Source organism: Zobellia uliginosa, from assembly GCF_900156625.1.
In the GTDB taxonomy this organism is placed as follows: Bacteria; Bacteroidota; Bacteroidia; order Flavobacteriales; family Flavobacteriaceae; genus Zobellia; species Zobellia uliginosa.
Genome location: NZ_FTOB01000003.1, coordinates 893,165 through 914,779, shown reverse-complemented (window position 1 = coordinate 914,779; position 21,615 = coordinate 893,165). Strand labels below are relative to the sequence as shown.

The following is a 21,615-nucleotide window of genomic DNA, read 5'->3' as shown; positions in this document are numbered from 1 at the left end:
GGCTATAGATGATAGTGAATCTGAAAGCATTTAACTTTTTGGATTCAAAGATCGGCCAATTTTAACCTCTCCACAACTTTTTGTGTTGAGCCATTATTTTCTAGCCAATAATCAGTAATGCTTCACCGCATATCCAGACACAATAAACAGCTAATGGAACAACAGGGTTTTCGTAGGTTTCCACAAAAGCAATAGAAAGCTTTTCCAAATCTTTTTTACGTCCTATTCTTAAGGATAGTTTATTTTTAGGCCTTGGATGGTCTATGAAAGGCAAAAATGCACTTCCGATTATCCAACCTTGATGGCGAATGCATACAATCCTAATAGAAAGGCCGCACATATCTAATATATCCGTTACGGCAAAAACGAAGAGCTAATGACCAAAATACTTCTGTCCTTTATTTTTATTCTTGGCTTTATGGGCTGTACATCACAAGAGGGAACTGTCGATTACTTGAACCAAAGCCTTCCCGATGCTACCCCTGTTATCTTTGCACCGGGTATCGTTTCTATCAAGGGTAGATTCGAGCACGGTATTTCATTTACGCCCGATACGCGACAATTGGCCTTTGGGACCCTAAACCCAAGCGATTTTGGCGGAAGCGTATTCTACTCGGAAAAGATAAGTGGTAAGTGGACTCCCCCCGAGATTTTTCAACCCTTGGAAAGTAAAAGTGTATTCCTACCTTATTTTACGCCCGATGGGGAATCCCTGCTTTACGCCCAAAGTATAGCGGACACGAACAATCTATATATGACGGATATTTGGAGGATAAAACAGGAGAACGGCAATTGGGGAATTCCTAAAAAAATGCAGCTTCCCATTAACTCCACAAGTAGGGAAGCCAATGCTAGTATGACCTATGGCGGAAGCCTCTATTTTTCGTCGAATAGAAATTGCCAGGGCAAGGAAAACTGCTACACGGCAGATTTGTTCTATTCCACGAAGGAGGGCAATAGCTATCAAAGTGCGAATGCTATTTCTGAACTCAATTCGTCAAACGATGAAGAAAGTGTATTTATCTCTCCCAAGGAAGATTATATCCTGTTTTGCAGATACACCGATGACGATTCTTTTGTGGACCTACACATCAGTTACCGCGACTACCGTAAGCAATGGACGCCGGCAGTAGTCCTTGATGCCCCAATAAATTCCAAAGATTGGGACCGTAGGCCTTTTGTTAGCATTGACAACAAACTTTTATTTTTTACGCGTTTGCAGATCGGGGAAAAGGGCCTGACCGAATCCGATATTTATTGGGCCAATACGTCGAAGGTCTTTAAACCCTTTGTTTTCCGCCCACTGGAGGATATCACGGTGCCGCTTGGGGAGAAATTCAGCTTGACCCTTCCATCGGATTATTTTAAAGATGTTGATAGCGACCAATTGGTGTTGGGCTGTAATCAAGACCAATTCGATTGGTTGACATTCGATAGCAAAAATATGACCCTATCGGGTGTGCCCGCTGTTGAAGGCGATTTTAAATTGACATTTACGGCTGTGGACGAATTTATGAATCGAACTGAGGACAGCATAAGCATATCAGTTACAAAATAAGCGCTGTACAGGAAACATACGAACGTAAAGCACAAAGCATGATGAACGACCTATTGATCCAGAATATCGAAAAAAGCCTGCAACTTTCTAAACCGGAGCTGGACGAGCTATGTAGTTATTTTGAACCAAAAGTCATTCGAAAAAAGGAGTTTTTATTGACTCAGGGCAGCGTTTGTAAGTTTGAAGGTTTTGTTTTGGAAGGGTGTTTCAGGGTATTCATCCTAGATAAAAAAGGAAAGGAAAACACCTTGTATTTCGCGATTAAGGATTGGTGGCTTATGGATATAGATAGCTTTATGAACCAGAAACCTTCCAATTTGAACATACAGGCATTAGAGGACAGTAAAGTGCTTCTTATCAACAGGAAAGATAAATTAACCCTTTACGATGCCATTCCCGCAACCGAGAAACTCTTCCGTATTATGTCGCAGAAAGCCATCGTAGCATGGCAACGCCGTTTGATTAACAACCATTGCCAAACGGCAAAGGAGCGATACCACGATTTTGTAACGACCTATCCCAATATCGTATCAAAACTGACCGACAAACAAATTGCAAGCTACTTAGGCATTACCCATGAGTTTTTAAGTAAAATTAAAAAATCGTCTAAAGACTTATAAAATTTTACTAGAGTTGAACTTGTTCAACTGTTTTTTTAGAATAGTTCATAATTTTTGCAACATACAACTATAAATAAGATTATGGACTTACCGAAACACTTCAAAATTGGTATCGCTACGCTTGCATTACTATTGTTAACAGCTAAAGGACAGGCGCAGATAGCCCAAGATATTACACATGATCAAGCCTATACGGCACTTTTGGCGGCAAAGGAAAAAGCCGAGGAATCAAAGGTCTCCGTCAATATCGCCGTAGTCGATGCCGGAGCCAACCTAAAAGCCTTTATACGAATGGATGAGTCCTTTCTTGGAAGTATTGATGTAGCCATAAAAAAGGCCAAAACGGCCCGATATTTTAACATTGATACCGGAAAGCTAGGGGAGTTGACACAACCAGGCGGCATCATTTATAATATAGAACACTCCAACGGTGGTTTAATTACTTTTCCAGGAGGCATACCCATCAAGAACCAAGAAGGCCAAATCATCGGGGCCATAGGTGTAAGTGGTGGTACCATAGACGAAGACCGTACTATTGCCACGGCTGGAGCAAACTCGATTATAGATGGATCAAATTAGAAAAGCATAAGATTATGAATTGCATAAAAAAAGTCGTTCTCGCCATAGTTTTGGTTTCCTCCCAAATAGGTCTGGCCCAAGTATCCGAAGAACTAATGCTTTACCGAAAAGACTTTAAAAGTATATCGGGAAACAATACGGTTTCGGTGACGAGCTATGAAAAAGGGGGCAATCACTATGTATTTGCAGGAGGGGTTGGAAACATAGATGTCTACTGCCTAAGCAAAGAAGGTATACTTACCCCGATAAGCAATCATGAACTCTACCGGAAAGAAGGACCGGCCAGGGGCATGGTGGCCGACAATATTAATGGCACCGACTATCTCTTTGTAGCGAACAAACACGGAAACGTAATCGAGACCTTTAAAATATTGAACAACGGTTCCCTTAAAAGAGTGGCCTTGGTTGAAGATACGGAGGAGACCTACCTAGGAACGGCCATTACTTTAGAGGTGATTCATATGAAAAAATCGTCATACCTCTTTATTGGTGGACTCGAGGAAACACCCGGCTTAAGCAGTTTCAAAATTCAGAACGACGGAAAATTGACCCATGTACAACCTATGAGAGATGATGAAACCATTCATACCGATGGTGTCATAGGAATGTTTACCCATAAAATTAAGGGGAAAACCTTTCTATATACAAGTGGATTTCAAGATAATGGAGTGAGTAGTTTTAGGGTGTATGAAAATGGTAGGTTTAAAAACATCAACAACATAAGCGACAATACAACCGATAGATTCCTAACCGGGGCCTATCCGGTGACCGGTGTCACCTTGGGCAATAACAATTATGTGATTGTAGGTCACAGACACCATAAGTATTACAAGAGAGGGGGCTTTATAAAAAGACCGGATTTCGTTTATCACGGCGATGGGGTTAGTGTTTTTAAAGTGAATAATAAAGGCGGGCTTGAGCCTCATTTTGTTCTAAAGGATGATGACACCACCAAATTGCAGGGGCAAACTAGAATTGAAGTGGTTTCAATACATAATAATGAAGCCATTTTGGCGGTCGGAACCAGGGATGATGCTAGTATACAACTGTGTAAACTCAATGCAGAAGGCATCCTATCACCTATAAACTATTTGGAAACAGGGTTTTCCATCTATTACGGTTTAAGATCCCATACGATAGAAGGAAGCCATTTTCTTATTGCCGGTTCTTTCCGATTTGATTTAAAAAAGATAGCCACCTACAAAGTTTCGCCTAAAATCAATAGGGAAGGCAAAGTTTTAAGACATATGGTCAGCCTGAAGTATAAAGAGGAAGCTACCGAAGAACAGGTAGCGGAGGCCATCAAAGCTTTTGTGGATTTGGGTAAGGATATTCCTGAAATTGCCGATATAGAATGGGGGATAAATGATAGTGCCGAAGGGAACAGCAAAGGTTTGACCCATTGCTTTACCTTGACCTTCAATGATGAGCATGCTAGGGAAATCTATCTTTTCCATAAAGCGCATTTAGATTTGGTAAGCCAGATAGGGCCTATAATTGCCGATGTCTTGGTATTGGATTATTGGACCGATTAGTATAGCGCCTTTTTATAACCCCACATTTAATAGGAAAATTTTTAACTTGTTCATTCTAAATTCGAATGATTTATTTTCCTAAAGATTTGCTATGGAGATAAAAAGAATAACAAGTTCCGAGCTTAGTTTGGTCGTAAACCTCTTCGATAAATATCGGGTATTTTACGAGCAAGCATCGGACCTTCAATTGGCCCGTGACTTTATACAGTCGCGATTGGAGCATAATGAGTCCGTAATCTTCGTGGCCTTATCCGATAAGGACGGTGAAACCATCCCCCTTGGCTTTACGCAACTTTATCCTAAATATTCATCCGTACGTGCGGTAAAAAATTGGATACTCAACGACTTGTTTGTCGAGGCAAACTACAGAAAACAGGGGATAGGGGAAGCCCTAATCAAGACGGCCATGGAATTTGCCCAAAGCAGAGGTGCAAAATTTGTTGAACTTTCAACGGCCGTCGACAATTTTACGGCACAAGGTCTGTATGAAAGCCTAGGGTTTAAAAAACTAAAACCCGACACAAGCTTCATCGATTATCGGATCGAGCTAGGATAGCGCTTCATTGGCCAGGGCACTCCAAAAGTCATTAAAACTTATATGAGCGGGGCAGTACCCGAAAAAAAGGAGAGTATGTATTTTAGTTTGATTTATTCACGGAATTCAAGCGGAAAATGATAACGTAGACCAATTCTATATTAGTAAAGAATTGATTCCTTGAGAACTAAGTGAACCCACAAATCACTACCTTTATACTTGTGAGTAGACTGGTTTCCATATCACTATCCTTTGTTATTCTATTGCAAAGCTTTGGAATAAGCCTCTATGATATTTCGCAAATAGACGAATTTATAGAGCACGCCCAATTTCATAGTGAGCAATATGAAGACAATGTTTTTGTGTTCATCTCAAAACATTATGGGGAGTTAAAAGCAATTCACAACAAAGAGCACCAAGAAGAAAAAGAAGACCACGAGCAGTTACCGTTTCAACAGCAATCACACTTTTCATCGCTTACGGCCCTTGTCTTAAACTCCCAAAAAGAAGATTTCAAATCGGTTGAAATTCCGGAATATAAATCGCATAATTTCTTTTATCAGGCACCATCCTCCTCACTTCATTCAAGGGGGATTCTTCAGCCGCCCCGGCATTCATAAAATAATCGCGTTCATTTTTTTTAAGCTCCGTTCACTCCGGTGAATCAACGGACGCCTAACGTTTATTATTTCATGAAAAAATGCTATCATATATCATTAATTTCAGCATCAGGAACAAGCTGATCGTTCTGTTGTTTACAAGCTTTATCGTAGGTTTTGGTGTGTACTCCTTGACACAAATACCTATTGGCGCGGTACCCGATGTCACCAATAATCAGGTGCAGGTCATTACTACGTCGCGCAACCTTTCGACCCAAGATATCGAACAGTTTATAACCTATCCTATTGAGTTGGAAATGGCAAATTTACCGGGAGTACAAGAAATCCGGTCCATTTCTAAATTCGGATTATCCGTGGTAACCATTGTCTTTGACGACGAATTGGGTACTTTTTTACCCCGCCAACTTATTGCGGAAAAAATCAAATCGGCATCGGAGAAAATTCCCGAAGGTTTTGGAGTTCCTGAAATGGGACCGATAACCACGGGGCTTGGCGAAATCTACCAATACATTCTTGATGTAAAGCCCGAGTTTAAGGAGCGTTATAGCATAGAAGACTTGCGTACCATTCAAGATTGGGTGGTCAAGCGACAACTTTCAGGTATCCCCGGTGTCGTAGAAGTCAATACTTGGGGCGGCTTTCTAAAGCAGTACGAAGTGGCCATCAACACCGAAAACTTGAATGCCATGGAGGTCACCGCACAAGAGGTCTTTAAGGCCCTAGAGATGAATAACAGCATTTCGGGCGGGGGCTATATAGAAAAGGTAAACCAAGCCTATTTTATTCGAGGGGAGGGCTTGATAACGTCTTTGGACGACATAGGCCATATTGTGGTCAAAAAACAGGGAGACTTACCGATTTATATTAAAGATGTGGCCAGCGTAGGCTTTGGAAGTGCTACGCGCTTTGGAGCCATTACCGGCAATGGTCAAGGTGAAAAGGTTTTGGGGCAGGTAATGATGTTGAAGGACGCTAATTCAAAAAAAGTAATCGAGGCGGTAAAGAAACGCGTGGCCTCCATTTCGAAATCACTCCCCGAAGGCGTGTATATCAATGCTTTTTTAGACCGTAGCGAACTTATAGCAAAAACCACATCCACCGTATCGGAGAACCTGATCCTGGGATGTTTGATCGTAATCTTCGTAGTGGTACTCTTATTGGGGAACTTCCGTTCCGGACTGGTCGTTGCCTCGGTAATCCCCCTTTGTCTTCTTTTTGCACTATCGCTTATGTACATTTTTGGCGTAGATGCGAATTTAATGAGCCTAGGTGCCATTGATTTTGGGATTATCATTGACGGTGCGGTGATTATAGTGGAGTTCATCGCCTTTCAAATTACACGGAAAAAAGATGAGATCATCACCGTTCCGAGAACCGAACAACAACGGATAAAGGATAGAATTACGGTCACTGGGGCTTCAAAAATGATGAATTCCGCCATTTTTGGGCAGTTGATCATTTTGATCGTATTCATCCCTATTCTTTCCCTATCGGGAGTTGAGGGGAAAATGTTCAGGCCTATGGCCCTGACTTTTAGTTTTGCCCTTATAGGTGCCATGCTTCTGTGTTTTACCTATGTGCCGGTAGCGGCTTCCTTGTTTTTGAAACCTTCTACCGTATCCGACAAGAACATCTCCGTTCGTATCATGAAATGGTTGAAAAGCAAATATGAACCGATCATTCACTGGGCCCTTCACAGCAGGTCTATGGTTTTAGGAATAGCAGCTTTACTCTTAGCGGTGTCGGTGTTTCTGTATTCCAATATGGGGGGTGAATTTGTACCTACCTTGGATGAGGGCGATTTTGTTATCCAACCGGTATTGAAAACCGGAACGTCTCTAAGTAACACGGTAAAAATCACAACGGAAATAGAGAACATCCTATTGGATAAATTTCCCGAAGTGAAACAGATAGTAACCCGAGTTGGCGCCGCGGAAGTGCCTACGGACCCCATGTCAATGGAAGAAAGCGATGTTATTATTGTATTGAAACCAAAAAGTGAGTGGACTTCGGCCGATTCCAAGGACGAGTTGGCCGATAGGTTTAAGGAAGCCCTTGCCGTCATACCTGGAATGGAAGTAGAATTTACCCAGCCCATTGAGATGCGGTTTAATGAGCTTATTACCGGGGTCCGTGCCGATATAGCCATTAAGATATTTGGGGATGACCTTGATATTTTGGCCCAAAAAGGGAACGAAATAGGCGCCCTGATCGGAAAAGTAGATGGGGCCGCAGATATTTCGGTAGAGAAAATTGCCGGCCTTCCCGAAATGAACGTAAAGTTCAACCGGGCCAAAATTGCTCGCTACGGACTCAACATAAAAGAGGTGAACGATATGGTCTCCATGGGCTTTGGCGGCCGTAGTGCGGGAAGCGTTTTTGAAGGCGAACGCCGCTTTGACCTTGTTGTTCGATTGGACAAAAACCTTAGGCAAGATATCGACAATCTAAAAAACCTCTATATAGACGTGCCTAGGGGAGGGAAAATTCCTTTGAGCGAGTTGGCGGATATCACCTATCAAAAGGGAGCGGCCAAAATATCACGTGACGACACCAAACGCAGGATCGTAGTGGGGGTCAATGTACGCAATCGCGATTTACAATCGGTGGTAGACGATGTGCAGCGCTTGATCAACGAAAACATAAGCCTGCCTGTTGGGTATACGATTGCCTACGGAGGGCAATTCGAAAATCTACAAAGTGCAAAATCGAGGCTGTTGGTTGCCGTCCCCATTGCCCTTATCCTGATTTTTGTTTTGCTGTATTTTGCTTTTAGCTCGGTCAAGGAGGCCCTGATGATCTATTCGGCCATACCACTGGCAGCCGTGGGTGGTGTCCTCTTACTTTGGTTAAGGGGCTTACCTTTCAGTATATCCGCAGGCGTCGGCTTTATCGCCTTGTTCGGAATTGCCGTACTCAACGGGATCGTGTTGATAGAGCATTTTAAGGAACTCGAAAAGGAAGGAAGGTTCAGTGATATCAATGAACTGATCAAACAGGGGGCGAAAGACCGATTGCGAGCGGTATTGCTTACGGCAATGGCCGCGGCACTAGGCTTCCTACCCATGGCGATTTCAACGAATGCGGGTGCTGAAGTACAACGGCCATTGGCCACCGTGGTTATTGGCGGATTGATTACCGCCACTCTTTTGACCTTAGTGGTTTTACCTGTACTGTATGCCTATTTCCACTCCTTGAAAATGGAAAAAACCATGCCTAAAGCCAATCAACTTATGGGCTTAGTAATACTTTTTGCCCTGATGAGCATACCCGTAAACGCTCAGCAAGGCCAGATGGACCTTGAAGCTTTGATCACAATGGCCGTTGAAAATAATGCAGGCCTCAATGCCAATAGGCTAGAGGTGGAGCAGTCCCATGCCTTAATCAACAGTGCATTTAGTTTTGATAAGACCCAAGTGTATTACGAGTTTGACGAAAATAATTTGGCAGCGAACAATGAACCCTTACGCGTCTATGGCGTGCAACAGAACTTTCGGTTTCCTACCGTATATTTCTCCAAAAGGAAAGTGAACAAGGCCAACCTCGACTTGGCGATCAGTTCATTTGACATCAAGAAAAAGGCCTTGAAACGTAAGGTAACGACAGCTTATTATAGCTATCAAATCGCCCGTGGGAAAGAACAGGTCTTAAGAACACTTGACAGTCTCTATTCCAACTTTGCCCATATGGCGGCGCGACGATTTGAATTGGGCGAGACCAATTACCTTGAAAAAATCACGGCTGCCTCTAAGCAAAAACAAATCCATATCAAATACCTCGAGTCACAACAGAAGGTAAACATGGCCTATGTTGACTTAATGAAAACGGTGCAATCGGAAAACCCCTTAAAGATAGCGGTCGCAGGGGGACTCAAGGTCGATCTTAAGATTATGGATATTGAAGGAAGTTCGGAAATGGAATTTTACCAAAATAGGATAGCCTTATTTCAAGTACAGCGTAAGTTAGAGAAACAACAACTCTTGCCCGATATTAGCCAGAACTACTTTCAGGGAAGGAACTCGGGGCTGAACAGTAATCTGTACGGCTATCAATTCGGGTTGAAAATTCCTCTTTTATTTGGGGCCCAAGCCTCTAAAATCAAGGCCGCGGGCATTGCCGAAGCGATAGCCTCGGAAGAATTCAATGAATATAAAATTCAACTTACGGCCAAGTATAAGGTCCTAAAAGAACGGATGGACCAGTTGTCGAAGGCCCTTATTTTCTATGAAGAGGAAGGTGCAGCCTTATCCGATGAAATTTTAAAAACGGCCAACGGCAGTTTCAAAAACGGTGAAGTGGATTTTTATCAGTACATACAAAGTCTCGAAAGCGCCTATGAAGTAAAACTAGATTATCTCGACAAGCTAGGGGAATACAACCATATCGCAATCGCCATAAATTATCTAACCCTTTAATACGAGCATTATGCAACGCACTATATATCATATCATAACATTGAGCTTGTTCATGACCCTTCTGGGCTGTGGCAGTAAGGCATCGGAAGATAACTCGACCGAAGACCAGAATACCGAAAAGTTAGACCGTAGGGTCTTTGTTTCCAAGGCCCAATTTGAACGTAGCAAGATGGCCTTGGGCCATATAGAATTAAAATCCTTCCCCATAACCGTACAAAGTTCGGGAATGATAGATGTGCCCCCAGAAAACAGGGCCGTGGTCAGTGCTACCATGGGCGGATATATCAAGACCATACCCTTATTGATAGGGGACAAGGTTCGCAAAGGACAGGTTTTACTTACCCTTGAAAACCCCGATTTTATCAGGTTACAGCAAGACTACATGGAAGTAAATGAAAAACTGACCTTTTTAAAATCGGAGTACGAGCGACAAAAAACGATGATGTCAGAGCATATTACCTCGCAAAAAAGTTTTTTAAAAGCCGAGAGCATCTACAAGACCACTTTGGCGACATACAATGGCCTTCGTAAACAACTAAGGCTTCTAAACATTTCCCCTTCCCAGGTCGAAAGTGGAAATGTGACTTCTGTAGTACGCATGTATGCCCCGATTTCAGGGAGTGTCACCAAGGTAAACGTGAGTCGGGGCACCTATGTATCCCCGGCCTCATCGATTATGGAAATCATAAACAACGACCATATCCACCTAGAACTATCGGTCTTTGAAAAAGACATCATGAAATTAAAAAAAGGGCAGGAAATCAATTTTAAGGTACCAGAATCCTCCGCCGATGTTTTTGCGGCCGAAGTTCACTTAATCGGTACGGCCATAGAAGACAATCGTACAATCAAGGTGCACGGACATCTTAAAAATGAAGAACAGGCCCATTTCTTACCCGGAATGTTCGTAGAAGCTGAAATCATTACGGATACGACCGAAGTCCATGCCATAAGTGAAACGGCAGTTGTAGCCATAGAAAATGCACATTTACTCCTAAAACTAAACGAGATAACGGACGATGCTTATTATTTTGACCAAGTCTCGGTAAAGACCGGTTCTACTTACAATGGCAAAGTGGCCCTAACCGAGATGCCAGGTGTGACTACCGAAGATACGATATTGACCAAAGGAGCCTTCCACCTTTTGGGCGGGGACTGATTTGACAAATCATAAAATGCAGTAAGATGTGGTTGGAATGAATTTGCTTATTCCTCGAGTCCCAAAACTTTCCATTGGCCATCTACCTTGTAGGTGTTCAGCCTTTGTCGGGATAGACCGCCATCGGGAAAGCGACAGATTTCGGTTACGATGCAATGTTCCTTCGATAGGTTTTGCCGTTGAAAAGCCCTTTTTATGCCTTTAAACTTGGGCATTCCGTTTTCTTGCATGTTTTTTATAAAGGAAAGCCTAAGTACTTCTGCGGTATTTTCGATGAGTTCGTCATCAATCTCGATTTGCACGCTTTTTTTGAGGAGGAACTCCGCTTCTTTTTTAAAATCCTTACAGCTTAAGGATTTTTCCAAGTCGTCTTGATCATACGCTTCCTCCAAGGCTAGAATGGCCCCCTCGGGTGTATCGTGGTCGGGGAGAAAATGGTCTTCCCCTTCATCAATGACTATGCCTCCGAGACTTTTATCAAAGTTTTGAAGTGCATCACCCGTTAATCCTTCCCTAATAGCCCTTAAGGTGTAGCCTCCTATCAACCTTCCGTATTCTACGATCATCCAATCGGAAACATGGTCGAAGGCGATTCCGACCTTTTCGTCAAGGCTTACATTTTTTACATCGATAGGCTCGTTCCCGACCCGTCCGTAAACATTTCCCTCATGGTCGAAACTGGGTTCTAAGAGCCAAATATGTTCTACACTGTCACCGTCTTCTATTCGAGCTTTAACGGAAAAGTAGGCCTGTCCCTCCTTAGGGTTTTCCGTACAGGTCTTAAAATAATGGAAGGTTAACCTGGCCTTTTCCATCGCCCAATTCATTCTTTCATCTTCATTGGGCATATCGTAAACATCAGGGTTACCATTACGTTTCCTAATGTTCTGTTTTCTGCCGAATATTTTCTTTAAGATGCCCATAGAAAAGTTTTTAATAGTTAATACAGTTGTTTTTTATAGAAGCTCATATAGAAATGTGTGGTCCAAAGCTTATAAATTTCTATGGACGCCATCAACATATACCCAATGACCATTTTCTTTGCTAAAATTCGATTTTTCATATATAACGCCCATTTGACCGTTTTCCATATAATAAGCCTTGAATTCGACGGTACCCGTACTATCGGTTTCACTTCCTCCGGAAGTATATAAGACCTCAAGTTTTAACCAATCAACGGCCTTGGCCCAAGCCTTTATCCTACGTTTTTCAATTTTGTTCGGTCGGGTAGTACTGTGATGGCTTTTTTGTAGGTAATCGATATCCCCCAAAACAAAGGCACTGTAACGGGAACGCATTAGCACCTCGGCCGTGGCTACGCTACGAATATCCGTATGGGCTTTTTTACAGCAGTCGCTATAGTTCACTTGAGGGTTGCAAGGACATGGCATACGAAGAGGTTTAGAACTTAAAACTACATATTTCGAAGAGCTTGTAAAAATTATATTCGACCTATGTAGGTGAATTTCCGTTTTTCTAAACGAGAGGTGGAGTATTTTAAGATTATGGCCAGATAATTTTTAAACAGATGTAGTATCTTAGCTTATTTCAGAAAACACAACGACAAATGAAAACATTCAAACTACTATGTATATGCCTACTGATGGCAAGCAGCTCTTTTATCAATGCCCAAGACAGTTACGGGGGGCTCGCCCTGTATACCCTAAGGGACGATATGGCTTCCGATGCGGAAACCACCTTGCGGGCGGTGGCCGATGCCGGTTATAAGTATATTGAAGCGGCAGGGTATGAGGATGGAAAGTTCTACGGAATGACGCCATTGGAATTTAAAAAGAAGTTAAAAGAACTAGGCCTGAAGCCCATAAGCAGCCACCAAGGAAGCGTGACCCTTGAGAATGCCGATGCCATGATAGCCGATGTAAAGGAAGCGGGGTTTAAATACTTTGTGGTGCCCGTACCTCCTATGGGACTCTTTACGGTCGACGAGGAAACCATGACAATGGGTATGACGGGAGGAGCCGAGAATTTGGCGGGAATTTTAGATGTACTGGGTGAAAAATGCAAGAAAGCGGGACTCCAATTGTTGTACCACAATCATGACTTTGAATTTAAGAAGGATGAAAATGGGGTAGTGGTCATCGATTATCTTTTGGAACACTGCAATCCGAAATGGGTCAATTTTCAAATGGATTTATTTTGGGTGACCAAAGCAGGTGCCGACCCTGTAGCCTATTTTAAAAAATATCCGAAGCGATTTAAGATATGGCATGTAAAAGACATGAACGAAGACGGCTGGTTCGCTCCGGTAGGTACGGGAAGTATTGATTTTGGCCGAATCTTAAAAGAGAAGAAATTGTCCGGTATGAAATACTATATGGTGGAACAGGATAAAACCTATAAGACAACGCCATTGGAAGCCATAAAGATCAGTAGAAAAGGACTCGAAAAATTCGGCTTTCATTAGGATATAAACGCCAATAGCGTAAAGGCCATCGTTGCATGACGGTGGCTTTTTTTTGCCCTATAACAAGGCTTTGGCCCATTTTCAAATGTTAAAATTTGGTATTTAGGATATGTAAATCACTAGGTTAATTATCTCTATTTAGATTTATTACAAATAATTTGGATGTTTTGCAATGTCGATATATTTTTGCGCCGAATTTAACTATTTGTAACAAGTCTAAATAAAAACCAATGAGATTTTCTCTACTATTCCTCCTTGGATTCGGCATTTTTTGGGGGCATGCGCAAGAACAACAGTACAGCATTAACGGAAGGGTAACGAGCAATGACGGAGAGCCTGTGGCCTATGCCCACGTTGCCATACTGAAAGCCAAGAACGGAGCCGCTGCAAACGAAAATGGGGAATATAAAATTAACGGGGTGTCACCTGGCTCCTACGAATTACGGGTCAGTGCCGTTGGCTTCAAAACCCTAAAAAAAGCGGTTAGCCTTACCGATAGTGATATTACCGTCGATTTTTCCGTACGTATGGATACCGAACTCGAGGAAGTGGAAGTATTCGGTTCACGTTATGAACATCCTGATAAAATAGAGGCCTTGACCCGTTTGCCATTGGCAACCTATGAGCAGATCCAAAGTATCTCGGTCATTTCTGAAAAGGTCATCGAAGACCAAGGTATCCTTACCATTGCCGATGCTACCAAAAACGTACCGGGGGTATATTCCTTTGCTACCTATGGTAACCGCAGTGAAAGTATGTCTTCCCGAGGGTTCAGGGGCATTCCTATCTTAAAGAACGGGGTACGTGTGCATTCCGATTTTAGGGGCACGGGTATCCTTACCGATATGCAAGGGGTTGACAACATTCAAGTCCTAAAAGGGGCAGCTTCCATTACCCAGGGCGTCGCCACCGATTTGGGTAGTCCAGGTGGGGTCATCAATATCGTCACTAAAACACCTAAGTACCAATTTGGAGGCCAAGCCTCCCTTAGAGGGGGGAGTTTCGGACAGACCCGTCCCACATTTGATGTTTACGGACCATTGACCGAAAAGCAAAACACCGCCTTCCGTATCAACGGGGCCTTGGAACAAGCTGACAGCTATCGCGCCGGGGTTTCTTCCCAACGTTTTTATATCAACCCTTCCTTTGAATGGCGCATCGACGAGGGAACCACATTGACCATGGAAATGGATTATTTTGATGACAGCAGAACTCCCGATCCAGGTACGGTGAATTTGGCAGAAAACGACACCAATGCCATATACGACCTTCCCCACAGTCAGTTTTTAGGCTATAAAAACGATAAAAGCCTTACCCAGAACCTGAACTATTCCGCTCGCTTTAAAAAGACGCTTTCCGACAAATTGAGCTTGAATGCGGCTTATTTTGCCTCGAGTTTGGACCTAGACCTTAAAAATGCCAGTTTAGGGGGTGCCATTAGCGACGGAGAAGGCAATACGGTTTACAATCTAAGGACACGAGGGTATGCTGTTTCTACTAGGGAAGACAAAAACAGTGTGCTTCAAATCGACCTTATCGGTGACGATATGCAAACAGGTTCTATCGGACATACGTTTCAGGTGGGTATGGATTATAGAACTTCTAAGTACAACACCTCGAGCAGCAGTGTTGCCGTGCTAGATACCTTGGATGTTTTCTCTACCATATCGAATCAACTGCCCGATGACCTTGGTCTAAGCGACCCAAGTACGGCCGGATCAGAGTCTAGGTCCATAGGCTTTGTGGCCCAAGACGTTATTACCTTCAACTCCTGGTTTAAATCGTTTCTAGGCTTCCGTTACAGTACTACCGAAACCAGTACCGAGACTGAAACTACCGATAGCGATGCCTTCAATCCCCTTGGTGGCATTATTGTTTCGCCTATGGAAAACCTTAATGTATTCGCTTCCTACACCAATAGCTCCTACCCGAGGACGGGTACCCGTTTAGGGGAAGATGGTAGGGAATTGGGCAACGAGCGTTTTGATCAGTTCGAAGCCGGTATTAAGACCAACTGGCTCGATAGCCGCTTACGTTTTAACCTGACCTATTTCAAAATTAATAATAAGAACATTAATCTTCCTGTGTATGATGAGAACTGGATTGCTACCGGATTCTATCAAAAAGGAGGAAACGACCAAAGACAAGGGGTCGAGGTAGAACTTACCGGACGTATACTCGAAAACTTCGAGGTGATAACCGGATATTCGTACATCGATGCCCAATATAAAGAACACACTTCCTATGTGTATGGTTCCGCACCTTTGAATACGCCCAAGCATACGTTTAACGTGTACGGCAACTACGCTTTTAGAAATTGCTTGAAAGGTTTGTCAATAGGAGCTGGCGCCTATTATACGGGAGAGCGACCGATCAACGATTGGAGTGCGGGGGCCGTAACCCACGAAGGCATCGTTCCCAACCAAAAACCTTTTGATGTTGAAGCCTATACCTTGGTGAATGCACAAGTAGCCTACCGCATTAACGAAAACTGGGGCGTGCGCGTCTTGATGAACAACATTTTTGATGAAATCGGTTACAATGCCTACCGTACCCGATATATCAATCAAACCGACCCTAGAAGCTTTTATGGGATGATTACTTATAAGTTTTAGAATGAATTAGAGTGCTGAACCAACCGATACGAAGGCAATGCAGAAATACAGTTTGGGAAAATTTATCAACGATGTACATTTATGGCTAGGATTGGCCAGTGGAATTGTTTTGTTCCTTGTTTGTTTGAGTGGCACCCTACTTGTTTTTGAAGATGAAATAAAATCGTTTTTTACCGATGATTTTGTAGTCGAAACCACTGAAGGGCAGAAAATGTCGATCGAGCTGCTCTCCGATAAATTGAAAGGGGAGGGCGATATCACTGCGGTAACCCTTCCGGCCACGGCGTGGGAGCCTTATCTTTTTTCCATAAAGACCGACCCCAAACAACGAAGGGGTGCTACGTATTATGTAAACCCCTATACGGGAGAGTACCAAAAGGAATTGAAGTCCTCCCTCGATGGATTTTTTATGACTATGTTCCGCCTGCACCGTTGGTTGTTGCTCGATATTGAAATAGGACGGCCTATTGTGGGAATAGCCACGATCATATTCTTGATCTTATCCATTAGTGGAATCATTTTATGGTTCCCTAAGCGGTTAAAATGGAAGAACTTCAAGCCAGGCTTTAAAATCAAATTTTCGGCCAATTGGAAGCGCATTAACCATGATTTGCACAATACTTTAGGGTTTTATGCCTGTATTTTTTTGGTGATTATGTGTTTGACCGGTCTTTGTTGGTCCTTTCAATGGTACCGAGATGCCGGAAGCGCAGTACTCGGGGCTAAAATATTTGGAAATCGTGGGGGCAGTCCTAAGGTAAACTCTTCCCTCCCCAAAAATGCGAAAGTATTGTCCGTAGCTGAAATACTGGAGGTGGTCAATGCAGAACTGGCCTATGAAGGACAGATTAGGCTTTCCCTTCCCAAAACCGAAACCGAAGTATACACCATTACCAAAAACGACGCTTCAGGACTCTCTCCTGCCATTACCGATAAATTGGTTTTGGATCGAGACGGTAGGATCTTAAAAAAGGAAATATTTAACGAGAAGCCCCTCAACGTTCAGGTCGCGGCTTTGATCAGACCTTTACACCTAGGTGATATCTATGGTAGCTTTTCAAAGGCATTATACTTTTTGGCCTGCCTGATCGCCACAAGCTTACCTATTACGGGAACATTGATTTGGTGGAACAAGTTGCAGAAAAAAAGAAAACGTAAAAAAGGAAAGGCCCTAAGGCTAGAAACAGTTTAGTTGCTCGATTTTTATTAAAAAGGGTGTTTATAGTTCGCTATTGGCATCCTTTTTTATACTTAGGCCTCATTTCCATATGGTGGATGCTTAACGGCCAGTCCCTTATCCTACAAAACCAATTTTGTTGATAATTTCTTTGTCCCGAATTCCTAAAATGAAGTGGGAAGCCATTAATTTTGCCGGCTTTCAACAATCATGAGACAACTAAAAGTAGGCGATAAATTATACAATACAAAGCAAGAAGGGTTTAACGACTTTGTCAGGTACTCCTTTTCCGAAGTAGTAAGACTTACCAAAACCTTGGCTGTTCTAAGAAATGGGGTCAAACTCATTAATCAGCCCAGAATATCCTATATAACCGAAGATATCGGCTACTCGGTAAACCGACAAAAAGGGGTGCATTGGCATTTGGTATCTTTAGAGGCCATACGAAAGGCCCAGATTGAAAATGAAAAAATTGCGGCGTTCGAATGGTTTGAAAATAAAAAGTTTTCCTTGCAAGAAAAGCAATGGATTTACAAACAGTTCAGAAAAATGGGCGAAGGTGAGCAATAGGCTTAGAGGGATTTCACCTGCCCTAAATACCGCAATGAGTTTTTTTAGTAAAAGCAAAGACGAAGCTTCTTTGACCATCCCTACCAGTTTTAGTAACTTGCCCTAATGAAAAAAATAAAATTCAGTATAGCTGATATTTTGCTGTTCGTATTTATTCTGCTCTTGGTCATACCCCAGACCAGAATGCCTATTCAGGTGGTTTTGAGCAGTGTAAAAATGCAGTTCTTTTCACCATCGCCCCTCGATAAGGAAGACCAGGCGAAACTAAGTCCCTTTTCATATAAGGTAAGTGCCTTAGACGGCACGAATACTTCCATTAAAATAGGGGAAGACAAGGTTACCTTTGTCGGTTATTGGGCCACTTGGTGCCCACCCTGTATTGCAGAAATGCCCAGTATTCAAAAGCTATATGATGATTACGGTACTTCGGTCGAGTTTGTATTGTTGACCCACGAAAAACCGGAAGTGGTACAGCGTTTTTTAGATAAAAAGGAATTTAGTCTACCGGTATATATTCCAAGGATGCAGGCTCCGGAATTGCTCGACGGCAATAGTATACCCACCAATTTTGTTATTGATAAATCAGGAAAAATTATCATAAAGGAAACAGGGGCCACCGATTGGAATGCCAAAAAAATCAGAACGATTTTAGACGGACTCATCGCTTCTTGATTCTATTTGGGCCAGTACGCCTTAAGTCCTTTGTTTTCCTTTAAGGGGATGACCGTAGTGCATAAAAAAATTGATCCAAATATTTCGCGAAAGTCGAAGCACGATAGGCAGGACCAATACCATTTCTACCACGATAATGGCATAGGTAGCCATCAAGCTTAGGCCGAATATCAGGTAACAAAGAAAAAAGGCAAATCCGGCGAAAATGAGCCCCACGGGATAACTAACATACATGGCCCCGTAGAAAAAAGAAGGTTCTATTTTATACTTGGTATGACAGTGACTACAGCGCTCTTTCATTTTTAGGGTGCTTGAAATTTTATACGGATTAGTCGTGGTATACATACTTTCGCTTTGACATACCGGACAAGTGCCCGTAAAAATGCTGTAAATCTTGGTGCCTTTTAAAAACTTCATATGCTCTTTTTTTATTTCTAGCACAAGAACATCACGTAATGAATAATGTGATGCACAGACAATCTTGCACTTTTAAACCAATGCAACATCTACATATACTGGCTGTATTTCTGTTACAAGACAAAATTAGAGGTAATACCGATGTTAAGTCTTATAGCTTTATCGCCATTTTTTGTACTTTTAAGACATAATTTCATTTTGTGAAGATTGTACCTGTCTTACATATAGAACAATTTGAAGAAGAACATTCTTCGGTCGATTTTTATAGTAACGCCTTGGCCGCACATCTCAAAAAAAATGAAAACATTGTGCACAGGCCACACAAGCATGATTTTTTTCTTTGTGTGATATTTTTAAAGGGTAGTGGTGTTCACGAGATCGATTTTAGTTCCTATCCCATTGAAAAAGGAAGTCTTTTTTTCTTAAAACCTGGGCAGACCCATAGTTGGAAGTTCGACTCGGCTGTGGAAGGTTATATCTTTTTTCATACCCAGTCTTTTTTTGAGTTGAATATTTCCGGTGTTAAGTTGCATCAATTTCCGTTTTACTATTCCTATAAAAATCCTCCTCACCTGACCCTGTCACCAGAAGCGCTTCAAGATATAGCGGTACGTTTCCGTGAAATCAACCAAGAATATCATGCCAATTCGGTTTACAAAAAGCAGAAATTGGCAAGTCTGGTCAACTTGGCCTACATTGACCTCAGTCGATATTATGCCGATTATGGCACTACGGATAATGTATTGTCGCCCACCTATTTAAAAATACTTTCTGAATTGGAGCAAATGCTCGAGCGATTTTACAGAAGTGAGAAACGGGCCCGTTTTTATGCGGACAAACTCCATATTACCACAAAACACTTGAATCGCGTGACCAAGAGCACTTTGGGCAAGACCACCACAGAATTGATTAATGACCGTATTCTTTTGGAAGCCAAACGGCTCATTGTGCATTCCCAGACTTCTTTGGGCCATGTCGCCGAGCTCTTGGGCTATGAAGATTACGCCTATTTTTCTAGGGTCTTTAAGGCAAAGACTCAAACTACCCCTTTAGAGTTTAAAAAGCGCTACCAATAAAACGCGGGAAACGCTCTAGAATTTTTCAAAAACACCCAAGCCGAAAAGGGCGAAGTCGTATTTTACCGGATCATTAGGGTCTAATTTACGTAGGTTTTCATCAAGTTCGGCCAAGGCTTTGGCATCGTTCTGTTTACGGCCGAGGAGTTTTAACTTTCTACCTACGTTTCCTGAGTGCACATCCAAGGGACAGGATAATTGACTGGGCAAAATGCGCTTCCAGATACCGAAATCTACGGAAGTGGCATTACTGCGTACCATCCAACGTAAAAACATATTGATCCGTTTGGCGGCGGAGCCTTTTAAGGGGTCGCTCACATGTTTTTGGGTGCGTATGGGGTGGGGGAGTTCAAAAAAAGTCTTCTTAAAAGCCGATATGGCCGTTTGCATCGAGTCTTTCTCGGCATGTTCGGCAAAAACGGCTTCCAGCCCCCCGTGATTTATATAAATGTTTTGGAGGCTTTTGATAAAATAGTCCAGATCCTCACTGTTGAAGGTCCGGTGCACAAAACCAGTGAGCCGTTCGGCATCGTCGGGCCTGTAGTCAAGTACAAAATCATAGGGCGAATTGCCCATGAGGTCCATCAGCTTATTGGCATTGTTGATAATGCTCTTCCGATTGCCCCAGGCAATAGTGGCCGTGAGAAAGGCGCTGATTTCGATATCTTCTTTACGTGAAAATTTATGGGGAATCTGAATGGGATCTGTTTCCAAAAATTTCGGATGCTCATACTGTAAGACCTTGGCGTCTAAAAATTGTTTTAGTTCGGTGCGGTTCATTCGGTACCTTCTTTAAACAGGTTTAACTGGATTTTAAAGTTCCGTAGCATCGGCCACCACCTCTTTATTGACGATAAGTCCGTCTACCATGGTCAGCTTACGGTCGGCCATATCTGCCAGCTGCTCATTGTGGGTAACGATAACAAAGGTTTGTCCGAACTCGTCACGCAGTTCAAAGAAGAGTTTATGCAAGTTGTCGGCACTTTCCGAATCAAGGTTTCCGCTAGGCTCATCCGCAAAAATAATGGAAGGGTCGTTGACCAAGGCACGGGCGACGGCCACCCTTTGCTGCTCTCCACCTGAAAGTTCGTTCGGCTTATGGTTATATCGGGCAGAAAGTCCTAAAAAGTCCAATAACTGCTTCGCTTTTTTTTCGGCCTGAGCCTTAGGTGTTTTTTTGATAAATGCAGGAATACAGACATTTTCAAGTGCCGTAAATTCAGGAAGCAACTGGTGGAATTGAAAAATAAAACCAATATGTTCGTTTCTAAACCTGGCCAAGTTCTTGTCCGACAATTGGGTAACTTCGGTATCGTGGATCAACAATTTGCTGTCCGACGGATTCGATTGAACGTCTAGCGTGCCCAAAATCTGCAATAGGGTCGTTTTTCCGGCCCCGGAAGCTCCCACTATGGAAATGACCTCGCCTTTCTTAATATGGAGGTCTACCCCCTTTAATACCTCTAAATCGCCGTAAAACTTTTTTATATTATTGGCCTTGATCATATATCTTGATGCTTAATCCCGATGAAATTTATCAAAAAACGTGTATTAAATTTTAATACAAGGGTAAAAGTAGTGAAAATTGCCGTTTGCGACGGCTTCACTTTACCCCCTGTTTATGTTCCTAAAAGAATAAATT

19 protein-coding genes are annotated in these 21,615 nt (G+C 42.6%); 14 read left to right on the top strand and 5 right to left on the bottom strand.

Going from position 1 to position 21,615, the window contains the following annotated elements:
* The first annotated feature begins 376 nt into the window (after positions 1-376).
* The 8 genes from BW980_RS12565 to BW980_RS12530 all read left to right on the top strand — a co-directional run bounded on the left by BW980_RS12565 (position 377) and on the right by BW980_RS12530 (position 11,021).
* Positions 377-1,558 (top strand): putative Ig domain-containing protein, encoded by a 1,182-nt coding sequence (locus tag BW980_RS12565; RefSeq protein ID WP_076455540.1) that lies wholly within the window; start codon positions 377-379, stop codon positions 1,556-1,558.
* A gap of 38 nt (positions 1,559-1,596) precedes the next feature.
* The gene (locus BW980_RS12560; protein WP_076455539.1) at positions 1,597-2,178 is read left to right on the top strand and encodes a Crp/Fnr family transcriptional regulator; all 582 of its coding nucleotides are present in this window, start codon (positions 1,597-1,599) and stop codon (positions 2,176-2,178) included.
* 81 nt (positions 2,179-2,259) lie between these two features.
* On the top strand, positions 2,260-2,757 hold the full coding sequence (locus BW980_RS12555) for a GlcG/HbpS family heme-binding protein (protein WP_083690465.1): 498 nt from the start codon (positions 2,260-2,262) through the stop codon (positions 2,755-2,757).
* Positions 2,758-2,771: 14 nt separating this feature from the next.
* Positions 2,772-4,292, top strand: coding sequence for a Dabb family protein (locus BW980_RS12550; protein ID WP_076455538.1), 1,521 nt, complete (start codon positions 2,772-2,774; stop codon positions 4,290-4,292).
* A gap of 91 nt (positions 4,293-4,383) precedes the next feature.
* Positions 4,384-4,848, top strand: a complete 465-nt coding sequence (locus BW980_RS12545) for a GNAT family N-acetyltransferase (protein ID WP_076455537.1) — start codon at positions 4,384-4,386, stop codon at positions 4,846-4,848.
* A 200-nt stretch (positions 4,849-5,048) separates the two neighbouring features.
* A complete protein-coding gene (locus BW980_RS12540; protein WP_076455536.1) occupies positions 5,049-5,447 on the top strand; it encodes a hypothetical protein in 399 nt (132 codons plus the stop codon).
* Positions 5,448-5,527: 80 nt separating this feature from the next.
* The gene (locus tag BW980_RS12535) at positions 5,528-9,862 is read left to right on the top strand and encodes a CusA/CzcA family heavy metal efflux RND transporter (protein ID WP_076455535.1); all 4,335 of its coding nucleotides are present in this window, start codon (positions 5,528-5,530) and stop codon (positions 9,860-9,862) included.
* A 10-nt stretch (positions 9,863-9,872) separates the two neighbouring features.
* Positions 9,873-11,021: an efflux RND transporter periplasmic adaptor subunit gene (locus BW980_RS12530; protein ID WP_076455534.1), complete on the top strand. Its 1,149-nt coding sequence runs from the start codon at positions 9,873-9,875 to the stop codon at positions 11,019-11,021.
* 47 nt (positions 11,022-11,068) lie between these two features.
* On the opposite strand, the gene BW980_RS12525 is transcribed toward BW980_RS12530, so the two are convergent.
* Together BW980_RS12525 and BW980_RS12520 are read right to left on the bottom strand one after the other, a co-directional pair.
* Positions 11,069-11,944 (bottom strand): YegJ family protein, encoded by an 876-nt coding sequence (locus BW980_RS12525; protein WP_076455533.1) that lies wholly within the window; start codon positions 11,942-11,944, stop codon positions 11,069-11,071.
* 69 nt (positions 11,945-12,013) lie between these two features.
* Entirely contained in the window at positions 12,014-12,412 is a 399-nt protein-coding gene (locus tag BW980_RS12520) for a YchJ family protein (RefSeq protein WP_076455532.1), read from the bottom strand.
* A gap of 176 nt (positions 12,413-12,588) precedes the next feature.
* Here BW980_RS12520 and BW980_RS12515 point away from each other — a divergent pair, with 176 nt between their 5' ends.
* From BW980_RS12515 to BW980_RS12495, 5 genes are all read left to right on the top strand, one after another.
* Positions 12,589-13,446, top strand: coding sequence for a sugar phosphate isomerase/epimerase family protein (locus BW980_RS12515; RefSeq protein ID WP_076455531.1), 858 nt, complete (start codon positions 12,589-12,591; stop codon positions 13,444-13,446).
* Positions 13,447-13,676: 230 nt separating this feature from the next.
* Positions 13,677-16,061, top strand: a complete 2,385-nt coding sequence (locus BW980_RS12510; protein ID WP_076455530.1) for a TonB-dependent receptor — start codon at positions 13,677-13,679, stop codon at positions 16,059-16,061.
* 37 nt (positions 16,062-16,098) lie between these two features.
* Complete coding sequence (locus tag BW980_RS12505; protein ID WP_076455529.1) at positions 16,099-17,253, top strand: PepSY-associated TM helix domain-containing protein; 1,155 nt, start codon at positions 16,099-16,101, stop codon at positions 17,251-17,253.
* Positions 17,254-17,448: 195 nt separating this feature from the next.
* Positions 17,449-17,808: a pyruvate kinase gene (locus tag BW980_RS12500; protein WP_076455528.1), complete on the top strand. Its 360-nt coding sequence runs from the start codon at positions 17,449-17,451 to the stop codon at positions 17,806-17,808.
* A gap of 105 nt (positions 17,809-17,913) precedes the next feature.
* Positions 17,914-18,480 carry a TlpA family protein disulfide reductase gene (locus BW980_RS12495; RefSeq protein ID WP_076455527.1) on the top strand — a complete coding sequence of 189 codons (567 nt, stop codon included), beginning with the start codon at positions 17,914-17,916 and terminating at the stop codon, positions 18,478-18,480.
* Between the two features lie 21 nt (positions 18,481-18,501).
* On the opposite strand, the gene BW980_RS12490 is transcribed toward BW980_RS12495, so the two are convergent.
* Positions 18,502-18,897 (bottom strand): DUF983 domain-containing protein, encoded by a 396-nt coding sequence (locus BW980_RS12490; RefSeq protein WP_076455599.1) that lies wholly within the window; start codon positions 18,895-18,897, stop codon positions 18,502-18,504.
* Positions 18,898-19,097: 200 nt separating this feature from the next.
* Here BW980_RS12490 and BW980_RS12485 point away from each other — a divergent pair, with 200 nt between their 5' ends.
* A complete protein-coding gene (locus BW980_RS12485) occupies positions 19,098-19,973 on the top strand; it encodes an AraC family transcriptional regulator (RefSeq protein ID WP_076455526.1) in 876 nt (291 codons plus the stop codon).
* Between the two features lie 15 nt (positions 19,974-19,988).
* On the opposite strand, the gene BW980_RS12480 is transcribed toward BW980_RS12485, so the two are convergent.
* Together BW980_RS12480 and BW980_RS12475 are read right to left on the bottom strand one after the other, a co-directional pair.
* Positions 19,989-20,753 carry a TIGR02757 family protein gene (locus tag BW980_RS12480; protein WP_076455525.1) on the bottom strand — a complete coding sequence of 255 codons (765 nt, stop codon included), beginning with the start codon at positions 20,751-20,753 and terminating at the stop codon, positions 19,989-19,991.
* 33 nt (positions 20,754-20,786) lie between these two features.
* Entirely contained in the window at positions 20,787-21,479 is a 693-nt protein-coding gene (locus BW980_RS12475; RefSeq protein ID WP_076455524.1) for an ABC transporter ATP-binding protein, read from the bottom strand.
* Positions 21,480-21,615: the final 136 nt, after the last annotated feature.

Bases quoted from the DNA above. Each gene is read 5' to 3' on its own strand.
- BW980_RS12515 (WP_076455531.1), top strand. From the start codon at position 12,589: ATGAAAACATTCAAACTACTATGTATATGCCTACTGATGGCAAGCAGC.
- BW980_RS12490 (WP_076455599.1), bottom strand. From the start codon at position 18,897: ATGAAGTTTTTAAAAGGCACCAAGATTTACAGCATTTTTACGGGCACT.
- BW980_RS12520 (WP_076455532.1), bottom strand. From the start codon at position 12,412: ATGCCATGTCCTTGCAACCCTCAAGTGAACTATAGCGACTGCTGTAAA.
- BW980_RS12565 (WP_076455540.1), top strand. From the start codon at position 377: ATGACCAAAATACTTCTGTCCTTTATTTTTATTCTTGGCTTTATGGGC.
- BW980_RS12550 (WP_076455538.1), top strand. From the start codon at position 2,772: ATGAATTGCATAAAAAAAGTCGTTCTCGCCATAGTTTTGGTTTCCTCC.
- BW980_RS12505 (WP_076455529.1), top strand. From the start codon at position 16,099: ATGCAGAAATACAGTTTGGGAAAATTTATCAACGATGTACATTTATGG.
- BW980_RS12535 (WP_076455535.1), top strand. From the start codon at position 5,528: ATGCTATCATATATCATTAATTTCAGCATCAGGAACAAGCTGATCGTT.
- BW980_RS12500 (WP_076455528.1), top strand. From the start codon at position 17,449: ATGAGACAACTAAAAGTAGGCGATAAATTATACAATACAAAGCAAGAA.
- BW980_RS12545 (WP_076455537.1), top strand. From the start codon at position 4,384: ATGGAGATAAAAAGAATAACAAGTTCCGAGCTTAGTTTGGTCGTAAAC.
- BW980_RS12495 (WP_076455527.1), top strand. From the start codon at position 17,914: ATGAAAAAAATAAAATTCAGTATAGCTGATATTTTGCTGTTCGTATTT.
- BW980_RS12475 (WP_076455524.1), bottom strand. From the start codon at position 21,479: ATGATCAAGGCCAATAATATAAAAAAGTTTTACGGCGATTTAGAGGTA.
- BW980_RS12555 (WP_083690465.1), top strand. From the start codon at position 2,260: ATGGACTTACCGAAACACTTCAAAATTGGTATCGCTACGCTTGCATTA.
- BW980_RS12560 (WP_076455539.1), top strand. From the start codon at position 1,597: ATGATGAACGACCTATTGATCCAGAATATCGAAAAAAGCCTGCAACTT.
- BW980_RS12525 (WP_076455533.1), bottom strand. From the start codon at position 11,944: ATGGGCATCTTAAAGAAAATATTCGGCAGAAAACAGAACATTAGGAAA.
- BW980_RS12510 (WP_076455530.1), top strand. From the start codon at position 13,677: ATGAGATTTTCTCTACTATTCCTCCTTGGATTCGGCATTTTTTGGGGG.
- BW980_RS12530 (WP_076455534.1), top strand. From the start codon at position 9,873: ATGCAACGCACTATATATCATATCATAACATTGAGCTTGTTCATGACC.
- BW980_RS12480 (WP_076455525.1), bottom strand. From the start codon at position 20,753: ATGAACCGCACCGAACTAAAACAATTTTTAGACGCCAAGGTCTTACAG.